This window comes from Curtobacterium sp. NPDC090223, from assembly GCF_044746585.1.
Classification (GTDB): domain Bacteria; phylum Actinomycetota; class Actinomycetes; order Actinomycetales; family Microbacteriaceae; genus Curtobacterium.
The window spans coordinates 100,933-118,705 of sequence record NZ_JBIVCN010000007.1 but is presented as its reverse complement, the minus strand read 5'-3'; the positions used below and the strand labels follow the sequence as shown (position 1 = coordinate 118,705).

General features: G+C 71.7%; 17 protein-coding genes and 1 tRNA gene. 11 read left to right on the top strand and 7 right to left on the bottom strand.

The features are described 5' to 3' along the window. Positions 1 to 12: 12 nt before the first annotated feature. The 4 genes from ACIPJY_RS17085 to rlmB all read left to right on the top strand — a co-directional run bounded on the left by ACIPJY_RS17085 (position 13) and on the right by rlmB (position 4,244). The gene (locus ACIPJY_RS17085; RefSeq protein WP_017888066.1) at positions 13 to 495 is read left to right on the top strand and encodes a CarD family transcriptional regulator; all 483 of its coding nucleotides are present in this window, start codon (positions 13 to 15) and stop codon (positions 493 to 495) included. Positions 496 to 517: 22 nt separating this feature from the next. Beyond that, a complete protein-coding gene (gene ispD, locus ACIPJY_RS17080) occupies positions 518 to 1,729 on the top strand; it encodes a 2-C-methyl-D-erythritol 4-phosphate cytidylyltransferase (RefSeq protein WP_400466726.1) in 1,212 nt (403 codons plus the stop codon). A 33-nt stretch (positions 1,730 to 1,762) separates the two neighbouring features. Further along, on the top strand, positions 1,763 to 3,172 hold the full coding sequence (cysS, locus tag ACIPJY_RS17075; protein ID WP_400466729.1) for a cysteine--tRNA ligase: 1,410 nt from the start codon (positions 1,763 to 1,765) through the stop codon (positions 3,170 to 3,172). Between the two features lie 61 nt (positions 3,173 to 3,233). Then, positions 3,234 to 4,244, top strand: coding sequence for a 23S rRNA (guanosine(2251)-2'-O)-methyltransferase RlmB (gene rlmB / locus ACIPJY_RS17070; RefSeq protein ID WP_400466732.1), 1,011 nt, complete (start codon positions 3,234 to 3,236; stop codon positions 4,242 to 4,244). 111 nt (positions 4,245 to 4,355) lie between these two features. Here the strand turns inward: rlmB and ACIPJY_RS17065 are convergent, their stop codons facing one another. Further along, positions 4,356 to 5,666, bottom strand: coding sequence for a DUF4032 domain-containing protein (locus ACIPJY_RS17065; RefSeq protein WP_400466735.1), 1,311 nt, complete (start codon positions 5,664 to 5,666; stop codon positions 4,356 to 4,358). A 135-nt stretch (positions 5,667 to 5,801) separates the two neighbouring features. Then, on the bottom strand, positions 5,802 to 6,902 hold the full coding sequence (locus ACIPJY_RS17060; RefSeq protein ID WP_400466738.1) for an ABC transporter ATP-binding protein: 1,101 nt from the start codon (positions 6,900 to 6,902) through the stop codon (positions 5,802 to 5,804). Positions 6,903 to 7,181: 279 nt separating this feature from the next. On the opposite strand from ACIPJY_RS17060, the gene ACIPJY_RS17055 reads away from it, so the two are divergent. Further along, positions 7,182 to 8,090 (top strand): DsbA family protein, encoded by a 909-nt coding sequence (locus ACIPJY_RS17055; RefSeq protein ID WP_400466741.1) that lies wholly within the window; start codon positions 7,182 to 7,184, stop codon positions 8,088 to 8,090. A 16-nt stretch (positions 8,091 to 8,106) separates the two neighbouring features. On the opposite strand, the gene ACIPJY_RS17050 is transcribed toward ACIPJY_RS17055, so the two are convergent. Continuing rightward, on the bottom strand, positions 8,107 to 9,000 hold the full coding sequence (locus ACIPJY_RS17050; RefSeq protein ID WP_400466744.1) for a neutral zinc metallopeptidase: 894 nt from the start codon (positions 8,998 to 9,000) through the stop codon (positions 8,107 to 8,109). A 101-nt stretch (positions 9,001 to 9,101) separates the two neighbouring features. Between ACIPJY_RS17050 and ACIPJY_RS17045 the strand changes: the two genes are divergently transcribed. Together ACIPJY_RS17045 and ACIPJY_RS17040 are read left to right on the top strand one after the other, a co-directional pair. After that, entirely contained in the window at positions 9,102 to 10,247 is a 1,146-nt protein-coding gene (locus ACIPJY_RS17045; protein WP_400466747.1) for a glycerol dehydrogenase, read from the top strand. Between the two features lie 24 nt (positions 10,248 to 10,271). Next, on the top strand, positions 10,272 to 11,213 hold the full coding sequence (locus ACIPJY_RS17040; protein ID WP_400466750.1) for a 2-deoxy-5-keto-D-gluconate 6-phosphate aldolase domain-containing protein: 942 nt from the start codon (positions 10,272 to 10,274) through the stop codon (positions 11,211 to 11,213). Between the two features lie 11 nt (positions 11,214 to 11,224). Here ACIPJY_RS17040 and ACIPJY_RS17035 read toward each other — a convergent pair whose 3' ends face one another. Next, on the bottom strand, positions 11,225 to 11,923 hold the full coding sequence (locus tag ACIPJY_RS17035) for an NAD(P)H-hydrate epimerase (RefSeq protein ID WP_400466753.1): 699 nt from the start codon (positions 11,921 to 11,923) through the stop codon (positions 11,225 to 11,227). A 34-nt stretch (positions 11,924 to 11,957) separates the two neighbouring features. Here ACIPJY_RS17035 and ACIPJY_RS17030 point away from each other — a divergent pair, with 34 nt between their 5' ends. Together ACIPJY_RS17030 and ACIPJY_RS17025 are read left to right on the top strand one after the other, a co-directional pair. Further along, positions 11,958 to 12,737, top strand: coding sequence for an alpha/beta fold hydrolase (locus ACIPJY_RS17030; RefSeq protein ID WP_400466755.1), 780 nt, complete (start codon positions 11,958 to 11,960; stop codon positions 12,735 to 12,737). Between the two features lie 88 nt (positions 12,738 to 12,825). Next, positions 12,826 to 13,857: an aldo/keto reductase gene (locus tag ACIPJY_RS17025; protein ID WP_400466758.1), complete on the top strand. Its 1,032-nt coding sequence runs from the start codon at positions 12,826 to 12,828 to the stop codon at positions 13,855 to 13,857. Positions 13,858 to 14,134: 277 nt separating this feature from the next. On the opposite strand, the gene ACIPJY_RS17020 is transcribed toward ACIPJY_RS17025, so the two are convergent. From ACIPJY_RS17020 to msrB, 3 genes are all read right to left on the bottom strand, one after another. After that, positions 14,135 to 15,649 carry an ArnT family glycosyltransferase gene (locus ACIPJY_RS17020; RefSeq protein ID WP_400466761.1) on the bottom strand — a complete coding sequence of 505 codons (1,515 nt, stop codon included), beginning with the start codon at positions 15,647 to 15,649 and terminating at the stop codon, positions 14,135 to 14,137. Positions 15,650 to 15,682: 33 nt separating this feature from the next. Further along, positions 15,683 to 15,758: transfer RNA gene (locus ACIPJY_RS17015), tRNA-Thr, on the bottom strand. A gap of 36 nt (positions 15,759 to 15,794) precedes the next feature. Next, entirely contained in the window at positions 15,795 to 16,199 is a 405-nt protein-coding gene (gene msrB / locus ACIPJY_RS17010) for a peptide-methionine (R)-S-oxide reductase MsrB (RefSeq protein WP_400466764.1), read from the bottom strand. Between the two features lie 55 nt (positions 16,200 to 16,254). Here msrB and ACIPJY_RS17005 point away from each other — a divergent pair, with 55 nt between their 5' ends. Then, positions 16,255 to 16,737 carry a GNAT family N-acetyltransferase gene (locus tag ACIPJY_RS17005; protein ID WP_400466767.1) on the top strand — a complete coding sequence of 161 codons (483 nt, stop codon included), beginning with the start codon at positions 16,255 to 16,257 and terminating at the stop codon, positions 16,735 to 16,737. Beyond that, positions 16,734 to 17,723, top strand: coding sequence for a DUF2332 family protein (locus ACIPJY_RS17000; RefSeq protein WP_400466770.1), 990 nt, complete (start codon positions 16,734 to 16,736; stop codon positions 17,721 to 17,723). Before ACIPJY_RS17005 ends, ACIPJY_RS17000 begins: the two co-directional genes overlap by 4 nt. The last annotated feature ends 50 nt before the right edge of the window (positions 17,724 to 17,773 follow it).

Sequence of the window (17,773 nt, the reverse complement as noted above, 5' to 3'; positions counted from 1 at the left end):
GGAGCTTGATACATGCAATTCGAGGTCGGCGAGACCGTCGTCTACCCCCATCACGGGGCGGCAACCATCTCTGAAGTCAAGACGCGAGTCATCAAGGGCGAGGAAAAGGTCTACCTGAAGCTGCGTGTCACGCAGGGTGACCTGACGATCGAGGTACCGGCGGACAACGTCGACCTGGTCGGCGTCCGCGATGTGATCGGCAAGGAAGGCCTCGACAAGGTCTTCGAAGTGCTGCGCGCACCGTTCACCGAAGAGCCCACGAACTGGTCTCGCCGCTACAAGGCGAACCTCGAGAAGCTCGCTTCGGGAGACGTCATCAAGGTGTCCGAGGTCGTTCGCGACCTGTGGCGCCGCGACCAGGACCGCGGTCTCTCGGCGGGTGAGAAGCGGATGCTCGCCAAGGCCCGCCAGATCCTGATCTCCGAGCTCGCGCTCGCGGAGAAGACCGACGAGGACAAGGCATCGACCGTCCTCGACGAGGTCCTCGCTTCCTGATCGTGCCCATCCAGATCCGGGCGTGAGCACCAGCCACACGACGACCCCACAGACCCCAGCGGTCCGTGGGGTCGTCGTCGTTGCAGCGGGGTCGGGCACGCGGCTCGGCATGGGCACGGCCAAGGCGTTCGTCCCCGTCGCCGGGCAGGTCATGCTCGCGCGGGCTCTGGCGCCCCTGTTCACGCTGCCGTCCCCGACGTACGTCGTCGTGGTGGCGCCGGCTTCCCTGCTCGCTGCGTGCACCGAACTCGTCGACGCCGTCGCCGGCGTGGCCGTCGGGTACACGGCGGTCGTCGCGGGCGGGGAGGACCGGCACGCCTCGGTCCAGGCCGGTCTCGCCGCGTTGCCCGCGTCGGTGGAGACGGTGCTCGTGCACGACGCCGCCCGGTGCCTGACGCCCGCATCGCAGTTCGCCGCGGTGTTCGACGCCGTCGAGTCCTCCGGTGCGGGTGTCGTCCCGGCGCTCCCGGTCACGGACACCGTGAAGCAGGTCGCCGGTGACGTGGTGGTGACGACCGTGGACCGGTCCTCGCTCGTCGGGGTGCAGACACCGCAGGGCTTCCCGCTCGCCGCGCTGCGGGACGCGTACGCGGTGTCGACGCAGTCCGCGACCGACGACGCCGGGGTGTTCCAGGCCGCCGGTGGCACCGTCCGGGTCATCCCAGGAGACGCCGACGCATTCAAGATCACGACCGCGTGGGACCTGCAGCGGGCGTCGTCGATCGTGTCGTCGCGGGTCGGAGCCGTCGGGGCGGGTGGCGTGCTCGGCGTGCGGGTCGGGCTCGGCGTCGACGTGCACGCGTTCCATCCGGCGTCACCGTGCCGCGTCGGGCTGCTCGACTTCCCGGGGGAGCCCGGTCTCGCCGGACACAGCGACGGCGACGCGGTCGCGCACGCGGTCTGTGACGCCCTGCTCTCCGCCGGCGGGCTCGGGGACATCGGCGGGCGCTTCGGCACGTCGGACCCGACGTACGCCGGTGCTTCTGGAGACGTCTTCATCCGCGGCGCCGTCCGGGCCCTCGCCGACGCCGGGCTGACGCCGTCGTCGGTCACCGTCCAGGTGATCGGGAACCGTCCGCGCATCGGCGCCCGCCGGGTCGAGATGCAGGACGCACTCGCAGCGGTCGTCGGGGCCCCGGTCGCGGTGTCCGGTACGACGACCGACGGGCTCGGGTTCACCGGCCGCGGCGAGGGGCTCACCGCGATCGCGACGGCACTGGTGCACGCCTCCTGAAACCCGCGCGGGTCGCCGTCTAGGCTTGGGGCCGTGACCGTTCGCCTCTACGACTCCCGTGCCGCAGACGTCGTCGACCTCGTCCCCCTGGTCGACGGACACGTGAGCATGTACGTGTGCGGGCCGACGGTCCAGTCCTCGCCGCACATCGGGCACCTCCGCTCGGCCCTGGTCTACGACATCTGGCGGCGCTGGCTCACGCACCGTGGGTACCACGTCACCCTGGTCCGGAACGTGACGGACATCGACGACAAGGTGCTCGACCTGGCCGCGGGCACCGACGAGCCGTGGTGGGCGCGGGCGTACCGCGTCGAGCTCGAGTTCAGTGCCGGGTACGCCGCGCTCGGCATCCTGCCGCCGACGTACGAGCCCCGCGCGACCGCGAGCATCCCGCAGATGCAGGACATCATCGCCCGGCTGATCGAGCGCGGGCACGCCTACCCCGCGGCCGACGGCTCCGGCGACGTCTACTTCGACACCGGCAGCTGGGCCTCGTACGGCGAGCTGACCCGGCAGCGCCGTGAGGACATGGTCGAGGCCGCCGACGCCGACCCCCGAGGCAAGCGCGACGCCCGCGACTTCGCCCTGTGGAAGGGTGCGAAGGACGGCGAACCGTCGACCGCGTCGTGGGACTCCCCGTGGGGAGCCGGGCGCCCGGGATGGCACATCGAGTGCTCCGCGATGTCCCGGCGGTACCTCGGGCCGGCGTTCGACATCCACGGCGGCGGACTCGACCTCCGGTTCCCGCACCACGAGAACGAGCTCGCCCAGTCCACCGCCGCCGGGGACCCCTTCGCGACGTACTGGATGCACAACGGCCTGGTCACCGTCGGCGGTCAGAAGATGTCGAAGTCGCTCGGCAACTCGATCTTCGCGGCGGACTTCCTCGGTTCCGCGGCTCCGGTCGTCGTCCGCTACTTCCTCGGCGCCGCGCACTACCGCTCCACCATCGACCACCACGAGGGGTCGCTGCGCGAGGCAGAGGCGGCGCTCGACCGGATCTCGGGCTTCCTCGGCCGTGCTGCCGCTCGACTCGAGGGCGTGTCGCTCGCCGACGCCCCCGGCGTGCCCGACGCCTTCGCCGCCGCGATGGACGACGACCTCTCGGTGCCCCAGGCGCTCGCCGTGCTGCACGAGACCGTCCGGGCCGGGAACGCCGCCCTGGACGCGGACGATGCGGAAGCGCTCGGGACCGCGTACCATCAGGTGGCCGCCATGGTGGAGGTGCTCGGCATCGACCCGCGGGCGTCCCACTGGCCGGGTGCCGGCCAGGACACCTCCGCCGCACCGCTCGCCGCCCTCGTCGAACGCCTCGTGCAGGAGCGTTCGGACGCCAGGGCATCGCGCGACTTCACCACGGCCGACCGCGTGCGCGACGACCTCGCCGCCGCGGGCATCACGATCGAGGACACTTCGTCCGGAACACGTTGGAGCATCGCCTAGGCGACGCACCGCCGCCACGAGCGGCACCGAAGTCGCTCAGGCGGCGCCGAAGGAGTACATCATGAAGAACGTCTCGGGGAACCGGAAGGGCCGTCCCGGCGCCGTCCGTTCCGGACGCAAGGGCAACAAGCAGGTCGGCTCCGGCGGGCAGGGTGCGCAGGCGCTCGAGGGGCGCAAGCCCACGCCGAAGGCCGAGGACCGCCCGTACCACCCCGCCGGCAAGCGCAAGGCCGCGAAGGAGCGCTTCGACGCAGCGCGCAGCCGTCACGGTGCGTCGAGCAGCCCGCAGAACCGCACCGGCCGTCCGCCGCAGCGCAAGACCGACGACTCCGAGCTGGTCACCGGCCGCAACTCGGTGCTCGAGGCGCTGCGCACCAAGACCCCGTCGACGACGCTCTACGTCGCCGCCCGCATCGAGGTCGACGACCGCGTCAAGGAGATCCTGACGCTCGCCAACCACCGCGGCGTGCCGATCATGGAGATCATGCGCCCGGAGCTGGACCGCGTCACCGGGCACGACAGCGTGCACCAGGGTGTCGCGCTCAAGGTGCCCGCGTACGAGTACGCCGTCGCCGAGGACATCGTCGAGCGCGCGTTCTCCCGCGACCAGGTCCCGCTGATCGTGGCCCTCGACGGCATCACCGACCCGCGCAACCTCGGTGCGATCATCCGCTCGACGGCGGCGTTCGGCGGGCACGGCGTCATCGTGCCGCAGCGTCGTTCGGTCGGTGTGACCGCGTCCGCGTGGAAGACCTCCGCCGGTGCCGCTGCCCGCACCCCGGTCGCGATGGCGCCGAACCTCACGCAGACCCTGAAGTCGCTCAAGTCGATGGGGCTCTTCGTGCTCGGGCTCGACGGCGACGGGGACGTGCAGCTCGACGCGCTCGAGCTCGCCGACCGTCCGATCGTGATCGTCGTCGGTTCGGAGGGCAAGGGCCTGTCGCGCCTGGTCACCGAGACCTGCGACGCGATCGTCTCGATCCCGATCTCCTCGGCGACGGAGTCCCTGAACGCCGGCATCGCCGCGAGCGTCACCCTGTGGGAGGTCGCTCGGCGCCGTCGCGCGGAGTAGCCCGGCCGCTGAGATCGCACTCCGTGTCGCCTCCGCCGAGACGATCCGACACGAAGTGCGATCTCACGGGACGGCGGCGCGCGGCGCGCGCGCCGGCGCGCCCGGCGCGCGTCAGACGTTCGCGCGCCAGTCCTCGGCGTCGTCGGACTCGTCCAGGTCGCCGTCGGCGTCCACGATCGGGATCGGCATCGTGATCGACGAGGTCGGCGGGTTGATCAGCAGCCGCTCGTCCCGGCGGTGCCGCAGCACGTCGTTGATGTACGCCGTGGTGGCCTCGGGGAGTGAGACCGCACGCTCCTCCTGCTGGGACATGAACCAGCGGTGCTCGAGGAGCTCGTGGAAGACCTCGGCGGGCTCGAGGCGCCCGCGGAGGTCCCGTGGGATCGCCCGGACGACGGGCTCGAAGACCCGCGAGACCCACTCGTGCGCGACCATCTCCTCGTCGAGCTCGTCGCGGCCGTTCCGCGCCCGGTAGGCATCGAGGTCGTTGAGCAGCCGGCGTGCCTGGTTCTCCCCGGCGTCGAGCCCGGTGAGCCGGAGCAGTCGACGCTGGTGGTGTCCGGCGTCGACGACCTTCGGCTGGATCCGGACCTCGCCACCGCCCGGCGCCGCGTTGATCGAGAGCTCCTCGATGTCGAACCCGAGGGCGTTGAGACGCTCCACGCGGTCGTTGATGCGCCAGCGTTCCTTGGCGTCGAACTGCTCGGTGCCGGTCAGTTCCTTCCACAGCGTGCGGTACTGCGCGACGATGCGGTTCGAGACGTCCACCGCGTCGGCGTTCTCGTCCAGACGTCCACCGGCTTCGAGGTCGAGGAGCTCGCCGGCGATGTTGACCCGCGCCACCTCGAGGTCGTTCTCGCGCTGCCCGTTCGACAGGCCGCCCGGGTAGAGCTTGCCGGTCTCGGCGTCCACCAGGTACGCGGCGAAGGACCCGGCGTCGCGCCGGAACAGGGTGTTCGACAGCGAGACGTCCCCCCAGTAGAAGCCGAGGATGTGCAGGCGCACGAGCAGCAGGGCGAGCGCGTCGACGAGCCTGGTGGCGGTGTCCGGGCGCAGCGTCTGTGAGTACAGCGCGCGGTAGGGGAGCGAGAAGCGCAGGTGCCGGGTGACGAGCACGGGGTGCAGCGGTTCACCGTCGGCGCTGACGCGGTTCGTGATGACGGCGACCGGGTCGACGCACGGCACGTCCATGCGCTGCAGCGTGCGGAGCATCTCGTACTCGGAGCGGGCGATCTCCTCGCCGGTCTCCTTCACGGCGACGACGTACCCGCTGAGGTGCACGAAGCGCACCAGGTGCCGGGAGATGCCCTTCGGCAGCGCGACGATCGTCGAGTCCGGCCACGCGTCGAGGGGCAGGTCCCACGGCAGGTCGAGCAGACCGGGATCCACGGTGGCGGCGGTGATGGAGAGGGAGTCGGGCACGGTGGGTCCTTCGGGTGCTCGGACGGGAGGCACGGTGCGCGTCATCGGGTCAGCGTGCGTTCCCGGTGGGGAACGACGGGAGCCCGCCACCCGCCCTTGTGAGGCGGGCGCGGGCTCCCGGGGTGGTTGCGCTTCCTAGGCGCTGATGACGGCCTTGTCGTCGAGGCGCTCACCGGACTCGCTGTCGAACACGTGGACGTGGCCCTGCTTCGGGCTCACGACGATCGTGTCGCCGATCGAGGGGTGGTTGCGGCCGTCGACGCGGGTGACGATGTCGGTACGCGTACCGTTCACATCGGCGTGGCCGTACAGGTAGCCGTCGGCGCCGAGCTCTTCGACGACGTCGACGGTGACGGGGAGGCCCTCGCCCGAGTTCGAGACGATGATGTCCTCGGGGCGGACGCCGACCGTGACCGAACCGGAACGCGCGTTGCCGAGCGTGTCGCGGTCGACCGGGTGGTTGAGCGAACCGAACGTGATGCCGCCCTCGACCACGGAGGCCGGGAGCAGGTTCATGGCCGGCGAGCCGATGAAGCCGGCGACGAACACGTTGTTCGGCTTCTCGTAGAGGTCGCGCGGGGTGCCGACCTGCTGCAGGATGCCGTCCTTGAGGACCGCGATGCGGTCACCCATGGTCAGGGCCTCGGTCTGGTCGTGCGTGACGTAGACCGTGGTGACGCCGAGACGACGCTGCAGCGACGCGATCTGGGTACGCGTCTGGACGCGGAGCTTGGCGTCGAGGTTCGACAGCGGCTCGTCCATGAGGAACACCTGCGGCTGACGGACGATCGCGCGGCCCATCGCGACGCGCTGACGCTGACCACCGGAGAGCGCCTTCGGCTTGCGGCCGAGGTACTGCTCGAGGTCGAGGAGCTTGGCGGCCTCTTGCACTCGGGTGGCGCGCTCTTCCTTGCCGACGCCGGCGATCTTGAGCGCGAAGCCCATGTTCTCGGCGACGGTCATGTGCGGGTACAGCGCGTAGTTCTGGAAGACCATCGCGATGTCGCGGTCCTTCGGCGGGACGTCGGTGACGTCGCGGTCGCCGATGCGGATCGCGCCGGAGTTGACCTCTTCGAGCCCTGCGAGCATGCGGAGCGAGGTCGACTTGCCACAGCCCGACGGGCCGACGAGGACCAGGAACTCGCCGTCGGCGACGTCCAGGTCGAGGGAGTCCACCGCGGGGCGGTTGCCTCCGGGGTACAGACGGGTTGCCTTGTCATAGGTGACGGACGCCATGAGCGTTCGGTCCTTTCTCCACCGGCAGGTACGTGCCGGACGATCCGAGTGAAGCGGTGTGCCCGTTGGGGCCCCGGATGGTCGCCGTCGACCATCGAGGTTCATACAACACGAGTTCGCCTGGGTGCGCCAGTGCCACTTTCCCGGGCGTCGGGAGCGGTCGGCGGACTCCCAGCGCTGATTGGGTGGTTCCCAGAGCCCCCCACTACGATCGTTCGGGTCCGTCCGCCGTGCGGGGGTGAGCGCGTGCGGACCCTGATCAGGAGGACCCGGAATCCCATGACGAACCGCCCCGAGGGTGAAGCCCGCGCCGAGCGGAACCAGCGCCGAGCAGCAGCACGAGAGCGCGCCCAGCGTGCCCGACTCCAGCACAAGCGCCGGCAACGCGGCCTCCGCCTGGGCCTGCAGGTCGGCCTCGGCGTCGTGCTGCTCGCGGCCGCGACCGTCGTGACGCTGGTGCTCGTCGACTCGACGAAGCCGGCCGGCCCCGGTCCCTCGTCGATGTCGCAGGGCGGCATCACGATCGGGCAGGACCTCAAGGCCGTGTCCGGTGCGTCGTCCTCGACACCGACGCCGTCGGCCACCGACGGCGCCGACCCGGTGCGGATCACCATGTACGTCGACTACCTCTGCCCGATCTGCGGCGACTTCGAGCAGACGAACAGCGACTACATCGAGGGGCTCGTCGAGTCCGGGGCCGCGACGGTGGACATCCACCCGATCGCGATCCTGTCGAACCGCTCGCAGGGCACGAAGTACTCGCTGCGTGCCGCGAACGCCGCGGCCTGCGTGGCGCAGTCGTCGCCCGACCAGTTCTGGGCCGTGAACAAGGCGCTCTTCGCGAAGCAGCCGGAGGAGGGCACGCCGGGTCTCACGGACGCGCAGCTCACGACGCTCGTCACGGGGGTGTCGGGCGTCCAGGCGAAGTCCACCATCGCGAAGTGCATCGACGAGCAGCACTACGGCAAGTGGGTCGACGAGCGCACGAGTGCGGTGACCGGTGGGGACATCCCCGGCTCGACGCTGACGGAGTTCCCCGGCACGCCGCTCGTGCTGGTGAACGGGCAGCGGTACGAGTACTCGCAGCCGTTCACCAACGACGAGTTCCGCACCTTCGTGATCACCGCAGCGGGCTCCGGCGCGGAGACCCCGACGCCCACGCCGTCCGCGTCCGCGTCCGCCAGCTGACCCGGCGACAGGCCGGCTAGAGCGACGAGCCGGGGACGCTGAAGGTGTCGCAGGACGTCGCGCCCTGCTCGTACCCGCGCTCGAACCACCGCTGCCGCTGCGCGCTCGACCCGTGGGTGAACGAGTCGGGGTCCACGTGGCCGCTCGAGCGCTGCTGGATGCTGTCGTCGCCGACGGCACTCGCAGCGGAGAGCGCGTCCGCGATCTGCGCGCGGGTGATCGGCTCGAAGAAGGTCGTGCCGTTCGCGGACTTGGTCGTCGCCGCGTCCCCGACCCAGGCGCCCGCGTAGCAGTCCGCCTGGAGCTCGACGCGGACGCTGCCCGAGGAGGCCCCGGTGCCGCTCCGGTCGGTGTCGGCGAAGGTGCCCTGGAGCTGCTGCACGTGGTGCCCCCACTCGTGCGCGACGACGTACATCTGCGCGAGCGGTCCGCCCGATGCGCCGTACTTCGACTGCAGGTCGTCGTAGAACGCGGTGTCGAGGTAGATCGCCCGGTCCGGCGGGCAGTAGAACGGGCCGGTCGCTGCCGACGCGGTCCCGCAGCCGGTGTTCGTCGAGCCGTCGAACAGGAAGAAGTCCGGCGACGAGTACCCGATCCCGAGCTGGCCGCTCTCGGTGGTCCAGTAGGCGTCGAGCGACTCCGCCGCGCCCTCCATCCGGCAGTCGATGCTGGCGTTGGCGTCCCGGCCGGTACGGCACTCGGCGACCGGCGAGGCCTCGGAGCCGGCCTCCTGGATCTGGGTCAGCCCGCCGCCGTCGCCGACGAGCCCGCTGAGGTCGACGCCAGTGAACTGCGCGATCAGGAAGACGACGACGGCCGCGACGCCGACACCGCCGCCGGCGATCGCCGTGGTGCGTCCGCGCCGCTTGACCTTGCCGCCCCGCAGCTGGGAGTCGTCGTTGAACGTCATGCACCGAACCTACGGACGGATGGCGCGTTGTGGTGCGGCGCGTAGCGTCACGCCTGACGGCACGAACCGACACCTGTCGCGCAACACGGAAGGAAGCAGCCATGCCCACCCCCATCAACACCGTGATGAGCCCCGCCCGCTACGTGCAGGGTCGTGATGCGATCACCCGGGTGGGTGAGTTCATCGCGCCGATCGGTGCGCGGCCGCTGATCGTCGCCGACGACGTCGTGTGGGGGATCGTGGAGGCGAAGGTCACCGAGAGCTTCACGGCCGCCGGACTGCCGGTCGAGCGCGTCGGCTTCGGTCGCTTCGCCACCCCCGGCGCCGTGGACGACCTCGTCGCGAAGATCCAGGAGACCGGCGCGGACGTCATCGTCGGCCTCGGTGGCGGTTCCGCGATCGACGCGGCGAAGGCCTCTGGCCACCTCGCCGGGATCCGCTGGGCCAGCGTCCCGACGGCGGCCTCGACGGACGCCCCGACCTCGGCCCTCGCGGTGATCTACTCCGAGGAGGGCGAGTTCATCGAGTACCGTCTGTTCCCGCACAACCCCGACCTGGTGCTCATCGACACCCAGCTCGTCGCCGACGCCCCCGTCCAGTTCCTGATCGCCGGCATCGGCGACGCGCTCGCCACCTGGGTGGAGGCCCGCGCCGCCAAGCGCGCGCACGCCGACACCATGGCCGGCGGGCTGCAGACCGAGACCGGCGTCGCACTCGCCGAGCTGTCCTGGACGCTGCTGCACGAGAACGCCCTGCAGGCGATCGAGGCCGTGAAGGCGAAGGTCGTCACGCCCGCGCTCGAGAAGGTCGTCGAGGCGAACACGCTGCTCTCCGGCCTCGGCTTCGAGTCCGGTGGGCTCGCCGCCGCGCACGCGATCCACAACGGCCTGACCGCGGCCCCGCAGGCGCACGGCCTGGCACACGGGCAGAAGGTCAACATCGGCACCGTCGCGCAGCTCGTCATGGAGGGTGCACCGGCCCAGGAGATCGAGGACTTCGTCGTCTTCACCACGAAGGTCGGGCTGCCGAACACCCTCACCGAGATCGGGCTGTCCGTCGACGACACCACCGAGCTCCGCGCCGTCGCCGAAGCGGCAACGGTCGAGAGCGAGACCATCCACAACATGCCGTTCCCGGTCACGCCGGACCTCGTCGTCGACGCGCTCGTCGCGATCGAGGGGCTGTCCCGGTCGATCCGCGCCGCGCACGGTCTGCCGGAGCCGGTCCGGTACGTGGCGAAGCACTGAGGCCGAGGGGAGTAGCAACGGATCATGCCCGTTCTCGATGCAGCCCACCCCCTGTTCCTGTTCGCGATGGACCAGCGTTCGTCGCTCCTCGAGCACACCTACGACGAGTCCGGCGGCGAGCCGATCGACGAGGCCGAGGCGCAGCGCGTCCGCGCCGGCAAGCAGCTCGTCTACCGCGGCGTCCTGACGGCGCTCGCCGCCGGTGCCGCCCGTGAGCACACCGGCGTCCTGGTCGACGAGCGCTACGGCGCGGACGTGGCGCGACTCGCGAAGGAGGCCGGTCTGCAGCTCGCGATGCCGATCGAGCGTTCCGGCCGGGAGTGGTTCGAGCTCGAGTACGGCGACGACTGGATGGCCCACGTCGACGCCTTCGACCCGGACTGGGTCAAGGTCCTGGTGCGCGACAACCCGGCGTTCGACGCCGATCGTCGCGCGCAGCAGGCCGCCGACCTCGCCGCCGTCGCGTCGGCGTTGCACGACGCGGGCCGTCCGTTCCTGGTCGAGCTGCTCGTGCCGGGGACCGACGAGCAGCGGTCGTCCGTCGACGACTACGACCGTGACCTCCGCCCCGACCTGGTCGTCCAGGTGCTCGAGTACCTGCAGGACCACGGCGTCGAGGCCGACGTGTGGAAGCTCGAGGGCCTCGACGAGCAGCGCGATGCCGAGCGCGTCGTCGCGACCGCGCGGCGGGACGGCCGGGACGCGGTGCAGTGCATCGTCCTCGGTCGGGACGCGCCCGAGGACCAGCTCGACCACTGGCTGCGCACCGCGGCACCGGTCGACGGGTTCGTCGGCTTCGCGATCGGTCGGAGCAACTGGGAGGAGCCGCTCGAGGACGTCGTGCGCGAGCACCTCGACACCGAGGCGGCCGAGGGACTCATCGCCGCGAACTACCGGCACTTCGTCGACACCTGGTTGGAGGCCCGCGGCGACGTCGAGCACGGGGTGGACGCCGGCGGGGTCTGACCCGCTGCCGGTCAGGTCCGGATCAGCGGTTCCACCGCCGCCAGGTCGGCGCCGATCCCGACGTCGACGAGTTCGATGCGTCCGGCGAGGGTGGCGCCCGGGCCCCGCAGGAGCCCGGCCTTCACCCCGCCGAACGTGACGGTGACGTCGGCGTGCAGGACGTGGTCGTCCGCGACCGCGCCGGTGTCGACGTCGATGCCGCTCGGCACGTCCACCGCGACGACGAACGGCGCGCGCTGGTCGCGTGCGAGCTCGCGGACGGCGTGCACGACCTCACGAGCGGGGGAGCGGAGCGCGGACGCTCCGGCGACGCCGATGCCGAGGACCGCGTCGAGCACCAGATCCGCGCGCAGCGCGGCTGCGGTCGCGATGGTCTCCGGCGGAGCCGGGTCGGACAGGAGGCCGGCACCGGCATCCAGCGCCGCTGCCAGGCCCGCCTCGTGGACACGCGAGCCGACGCGCAGGATCTCCACGTGCCTCCCGTCCGATGCGAGGTGGGCACCTGCGAACAGGGCGTCACCGCCGTTGTCGCCGCTGCCCACCAGCAGCAGGACCGATCCCGGGCCGTCGCCCGGCCGCTCGGCCGGGTCGTCGAGCAGGCGACCCACGATCGCGGCGAGTCCTGCTGCGGCACGCTGCATCAGGGGTTCCCCCGCGTCGAGGTGGGGCCGTTCCGCCGCCCGGATCTGATCGCCGCCGTAGCCGTCCATGCGGGCCACAGTGCCCCGATACCCTGGGGAGGACATGTCACTCGTCCCCGCAGCACCCCAGCCCCGCGCCGTGATGTCGCCAGACGGGCGGCGCATCGCCACGTACGACTTCGGCGACCCGGACGCGCCCGTCGTGGTGGCCGTGCACGGGTTCGCCTCCGCCGCGGTGCTGAACTGGCACGCCTCGGGCTGGACCCGTGACCTCGTCCGCGCCGGGTACCGCGTGGTCGCGCTCGACCAGCGCGGGCACGGTGCCTCGTCGAAGCCGCACGAGCCGAGCGCCTACTCGATGGACCTGCTCGTGGCGGACGTCACGACCGTCATCGACACCTACCTGCTCGACGACGTGGCGTTCCTCGGGTACTCGCTCGGTGCCCGCGTCGGCTGGCACACGGCCGAACGGATCCCGGACCGGATCACCCGCGCGGTCTTCGGCGGGATCCCGGACGCCGACCCGATGCGCCGCGTCGCGGTGGACCAGGCACGGGCGTACCTGGCGCACGGCACGCCGATCGAGGACCGCGTGACGAACGGCTACCTCACCATGGCCGGGAACGTCGAGGGGAACGACCTCGAGGCGCTCGTGGCGATGGTGGAGGGCATGCGGAACAGCATCGAGCCGACACCCGCGAACGCGCCGGCGCAGCCCATCCTGATGGCCGCCGGCAGCGAGGACGGCATCCGGGACAGCGCGGTGCGACTGGCGGCGGCGGCGCCGAACGCGTCGTTCTTCGAGATCCCGGGGCGGAACCACTTCAACGCGCCGACGTCGCGGGCGTTCCGCGAAGCGGCGATCGCGTTCCTGGGCGCGTGACGGCCTGACGGCCTGGGTGGCATGGTCGGCCTGACCGGTACCCGCAGGGCCTCTCACCTCGGACTCGGCGCGGCGTAGCGTCCGCCGCATGGAATACAGACTCCTCGGGAACAGCGGGACAGCGGTGTCCTCCCTGACCCTCGGCACCATGACGTTCGGCAGCGAAGCCGACGAACCCACCTCCCACGCCATCATCGACACGTTCGTCGAAGCCGGTGGCACCCTGGTCGACACGGCCGACGTGTACTCCGGCAACGAGTCCGAGCGCATCATCGGCCGGTGGCTCGCAGCGCACCCGACCGAGGCCCAGCAGGTCGTCCTCGCGACGAAGGGCCGCTTCCCGCAGGGCGACGGTCCGAACGACCTCGGGCTCTCCCGCCGGCACCTCCGCGTGGCGCTCGACGCGTCGCTCGAGCGGCTCGGCGTCGACCACATCGACCTCTACCAGATGCACGCGTGGGACGCCCTGACCCCGATCGAGGAGACCCTCCGCTTCCTCGACGACGCCGTCTCCGCCGGCAAGATCGGCTCGTACGGCTTCTCGAACTACCTCGGGTACCAGATCACCAAGGCCGTCTACGAGGCCCAGGCGCACCACTTCGCCCCGCCCGTGACCCTGCAGCCGCAGTACAACCTGCTCGTCCGGGACATCGAGCACGAGATCGTGCCGGCCTGCCTGGACGCCGGCATCGGACTGCTGCCGTGGTCCCCGCTCGCCGGTGGCTGGCTGTCCGGCAAGTACCAGCGCGACGAGGCCCCCACCGGTTCGACGCGCCTCGGCGAGAACCCGCAGCGCGGCATGGAGGCGTGGGAGGCCCGGAACGGCGACGAGCGCACCTGGGAGGTGCTCGACGTGCTCTCCGGCGTCGCCGAGGCGCACGACGCGTCCCGGTCGCAGGTCGCGCTGGCGTGGCTGCTCGCCCGCCCCGCCGTCACGAGCGTGATCCTCGGCGCGCGGACCGTCGAACAGCTGTCGGACAACCTCGGTGCGGCCGACCTGGTGCTCGACGACGCCGAACTGCAGGCGCTGACCGACGCGAGCGCGCCGCGGATCGACGACTACCCGTACGGGACCGCCGGCGTCGCACAGCGGGAACGCAAGATCCGCGGCGGTCGCTGAGGGTCCTTGCGGGTTCCCGCGATGTCGGCGCAGCCCCCTGGACGACCGGCTCGGTGAGGTGTCATCATCCCGGTACGGCCGGCTGGTTACCGCGCCGAGCGCCAGGAACGCCCCCTGATCCGTGTTCCACCTGCGCCGAGAGCCCCGAGCGACCACGTCGCCCGGGGCTCTCGCTCGTCCGCGACAGCCGCGACAGCCGCGACAGCCGCGACAGCCGCGACCGCGCGTCCACGACCGAGCGTCCGCGACCGCGCGTCCGCGACAGCCGCGACCGCGCTCAGCGCGGGACGACGGTCCAGCCGGCCGCGGTCTTCACGAAGCGGCCGTCCGGCACCAGCACCTCGACGTCGTCGAGGTGGAACACCCGGAACTCGTCCGGATGCGCCGCCGCGTACGCCGGGATCGCCGGGTCCAACGGGTAGCGGGCGTCCTGTCCGATCACCACCAGGTCGAACGGCCCGGCGTTCGGGTCGCGCGTCTGGTGCTCGAACACGAACGCGGCCACCGACGACGGCGACTGCCGCTGCGCCAGCACGAAGCCGTCCTGGCGGTGGGTCTCGGCGAGCACCTCCGGCAGTCGGCCGATCCCGGTCGGGTGCAGCGTCGCCGTCGCGACGGACAGCCGGACGCTCGAGAAGCCGGCGACCGCGACGATCGCCACGGCCGCCGCGAACGCGAGGGCGCGGAACCAGCCAGGTCCCCGCACGGTGGCGATCCGCCCGATGCCGATCGCGGCCAGGGCGACGAGCATCGGCATCCAGGCGATGTAGTACTCGCCGAGCGCGACGTCGCTGACACCGAGGAAGAACACGAAGTACGGCACGGCCGCGAGGGCGAGCCAGAGCACCAGCCGCGACGGCCGGATCAGGAACGCCGCGAGCACCCCGATCGCGAGGACCGCGCACTCCAGCGTGCCGGTGCCCTTCCACTGGTACCAGAGCTCCGACCACCACGGGGAGTGCCGCGTGATGATCCCGGCGACCTCGACCAGGTGCCCGTCGGCGGCGTGCTGGCGCTGGAACGCGATCATCTCGGAGATCGTCGAGACGACGCCGAACGGCAGGTACGGCACGACGACGGCGACCGCGAACCCGGCGGCGAACACGAGTCCGCCCCACAGCAGGCCCCACCAGCGTCGGTACAGCAGCGGCAGGACGAGGAACACCGGGACGACCAGCACCCCGATCTCCTTCGAGGTGACCGACAGCCCGGCCGCGAGTCCTGCGGCGAGGATCCACGGCCACGCCCCGCCACGGACCCACCGCCACCCGCACCACATCGCGATCACGCCGAACGCCACCATCGGACCGTCGAGGAGCGCCAGCCGGTCGATCCGGCTCGGGTCGTCGAGGATGCCGTGCGGCGGGAGCCACCACAGCCCGGCGGCGAGCAGGCCCGTCCACCACCCGACGTCGCGGCGCAGCCAGACGAACAGCACGAGGCCGGTGACCAGCCCGAGCACCGCGACGGCGATCCGCGCGGACGTGACGCCCTCGCCGAACGCGAGCTGTGCGAGCCCCATCAGGTACTTGGCGGTCGGCGGGTGCTGCCGGTTGTCGCTGAAGTCGCCGTGCAGGTAGTCGTAGCCGGGCTGCTGGTAGGCAGGCTCGTCGGTGGCGACGTTGCCGGAGCCGAGCCGCCAGAACTGCTGGTACACGGCCCAGAGCGCCACGACGGCGAACGCGGTCCACCGTGTCCACGGTGCGGTCGCGAGCGGGAACCAGCGTCCGGTGGACGGATCACGACGACGCCCACGCTGACGGGTGGGTGCGGGCGCGGTCTGCGTGGACATCCCGACAACCCTATTGCGGGTCCGGGGCGGAACTGGGGCCAGCAGCGGGACTTGAACCCGCAACCCCCGTATTACAAGTACGGTGCGCTACCAATTGCGCCATGCTGGCTGACCCGCTCATCCTACCGATGAGCGGGCCGGGGTCTCACTCGCTCTTCTCGGAGAAGTTCAGCGACAGCGAGTTCATGCAGTAGCGGTCTCCGGTGGGGGTGCCGAAGCCGTCCGGGAACACGTGACCGAGGTGCGAACCGCAGTTCGCGCAACGGACCTCGGTGCGGGCCATGCCGAGCGAGTTGTCCTCGATCAGCTTCACCGCGTCCGGGTTCACCGACTCGTAGAACGACGGCCAGCCGCAGCCGGAGTCGAACTTCGTGCCGCTCTTGAACAGCTCCGCGCCGCACGCCGCACACGTGTAGATGCCGGCGCGCTCCTCGTCCAGCAGCTCACCGGTCCAGGGGCGCTCGGTACCCGCCTGCCGGAGGACGGCGTACTGCTCCGGGGAGAGTTCCTCGCGCCACTCGGCGTCACTCTTCTCGACGTTGTATGCCATTGGTTCCTCCTGCTTCCGGTCGGGGTTCATCGACCACTTCAGTAAACTCGCCCGGATGTCCGAGCATTCCGTGCACCGCACTCGATGGGACCGTCTGACGACGGACGAACTGTACGGCATCGTCCGACTGCGCAACCGGGTCTTCGCACTCGAACAACACGTCTCGGACGAGGACTTCGACGGCCGGGACCGCGAGCCGGACACCGAGCACTGGTGGTTCGGAACCGACGCCGGCTCCGACGGGCCGGACGTGGTCGGGTACCTCCGGCTCATCCGTCCCGCTGCGGCAGAGGTGCACCCCGACGGCACCGCTCCGCCCTCCTGGGTGATCGGCCGCGTCGCCACCCACCCGGACCACCGCGGGCGGGGGATCGCGAGCCGTCTGGTGGGCGCCGTCCTCGAGACCCACGGGCACGAACCGATCGTCCTGCACGCCCAGGAGTACGTCGCCGCGCTGTACGAGCGCCACGGCTTCGCCCGGTTCGGCACGCCCTACGTCGAGGCCGGCATCACCCACGTCGGGATGCACCGGGCGTGACCACCCGGGCGCGGTACCTCGCCTACGCGGACCGGATCGAACCGGTCTCCCCGTCCTACGCCGCGTGGGCCCGCTCGCTCGACGACGACCTGGTCGCGCTGCTCGACGAGGTCCCGGAGTCGAAGCGGCAGCCGGAACTGCTCTTCGCGGTTGCGCGCCGGTTGGGTGCGGACCCGTCCGACCCGGCCGCGCTCCGCGCACTCGGACGGGAGGCCGGGCCCACCCTGGTGTCGGCCCTCGCGGCCGCCACGGTGCAGGCCAACGACCCGCGCCGGCTCGGCCCGCTCGTCCCGTTGTTCGCGGCGCTCGCCGCGTCCGCCCCGCGGCCGATCGGCCTCGTCGACGTCGGGGCCGCGGCCGGGCTGTGCTCGATCCCGGACCGGGTGACGCTCGACTACCGGACGCCCGACGGCACCGTCCGGATGCACACCGCCCCCACGGAGCCGTCGATCCGGCTGGTCGCGGCGGCCACGGGGACGGTCCCGGCGCCGGCCACGGCGCCGATCCGGATCGGCGCGCGCGTCGCCCTCGACCCGAACCCCGTCGACCTGACAGCGCCCCACGGGTTCGACCGCCTCGTGGAGGCGGTGCCGCCCGAGGCCCTGGACCGGACCGCCCTGATGCGGGCGGCCGCGCGCGCGACGCTCGCCGAGCCTCCCGTCAGCATCCCCGGCCGCGTGCCGGACGACCTGGACCGCGCGATCGACGCCCTGCCGGAGGGCCTGGAGCCCGTCGTCCTGACGGCCGGGACGCTCGTCTACGTGCCGGGCGCGGAGCGGCAGCGGTTCGTGGACCGGATCGCCGAGCGCGGCGTGCACTGGATCGCGCTCGAGCGCACCGGGATCCTGAGCGGGGTGGCGGCCACGCTGCCGGCGGACGTGGACGCTGCCGACCCGGCCTCGTTCGCGACCGTCTCGTTCGACGGGGTGGCCGTGGCGGTGTGCGACGCGTTCGGGACCGTGGTCCGCTGGTTCCGCGACCTGTGACGGCTCGTGGTCGAATCCGCGACAGTCCAGCGCCATGCCAGGGTCGGCAT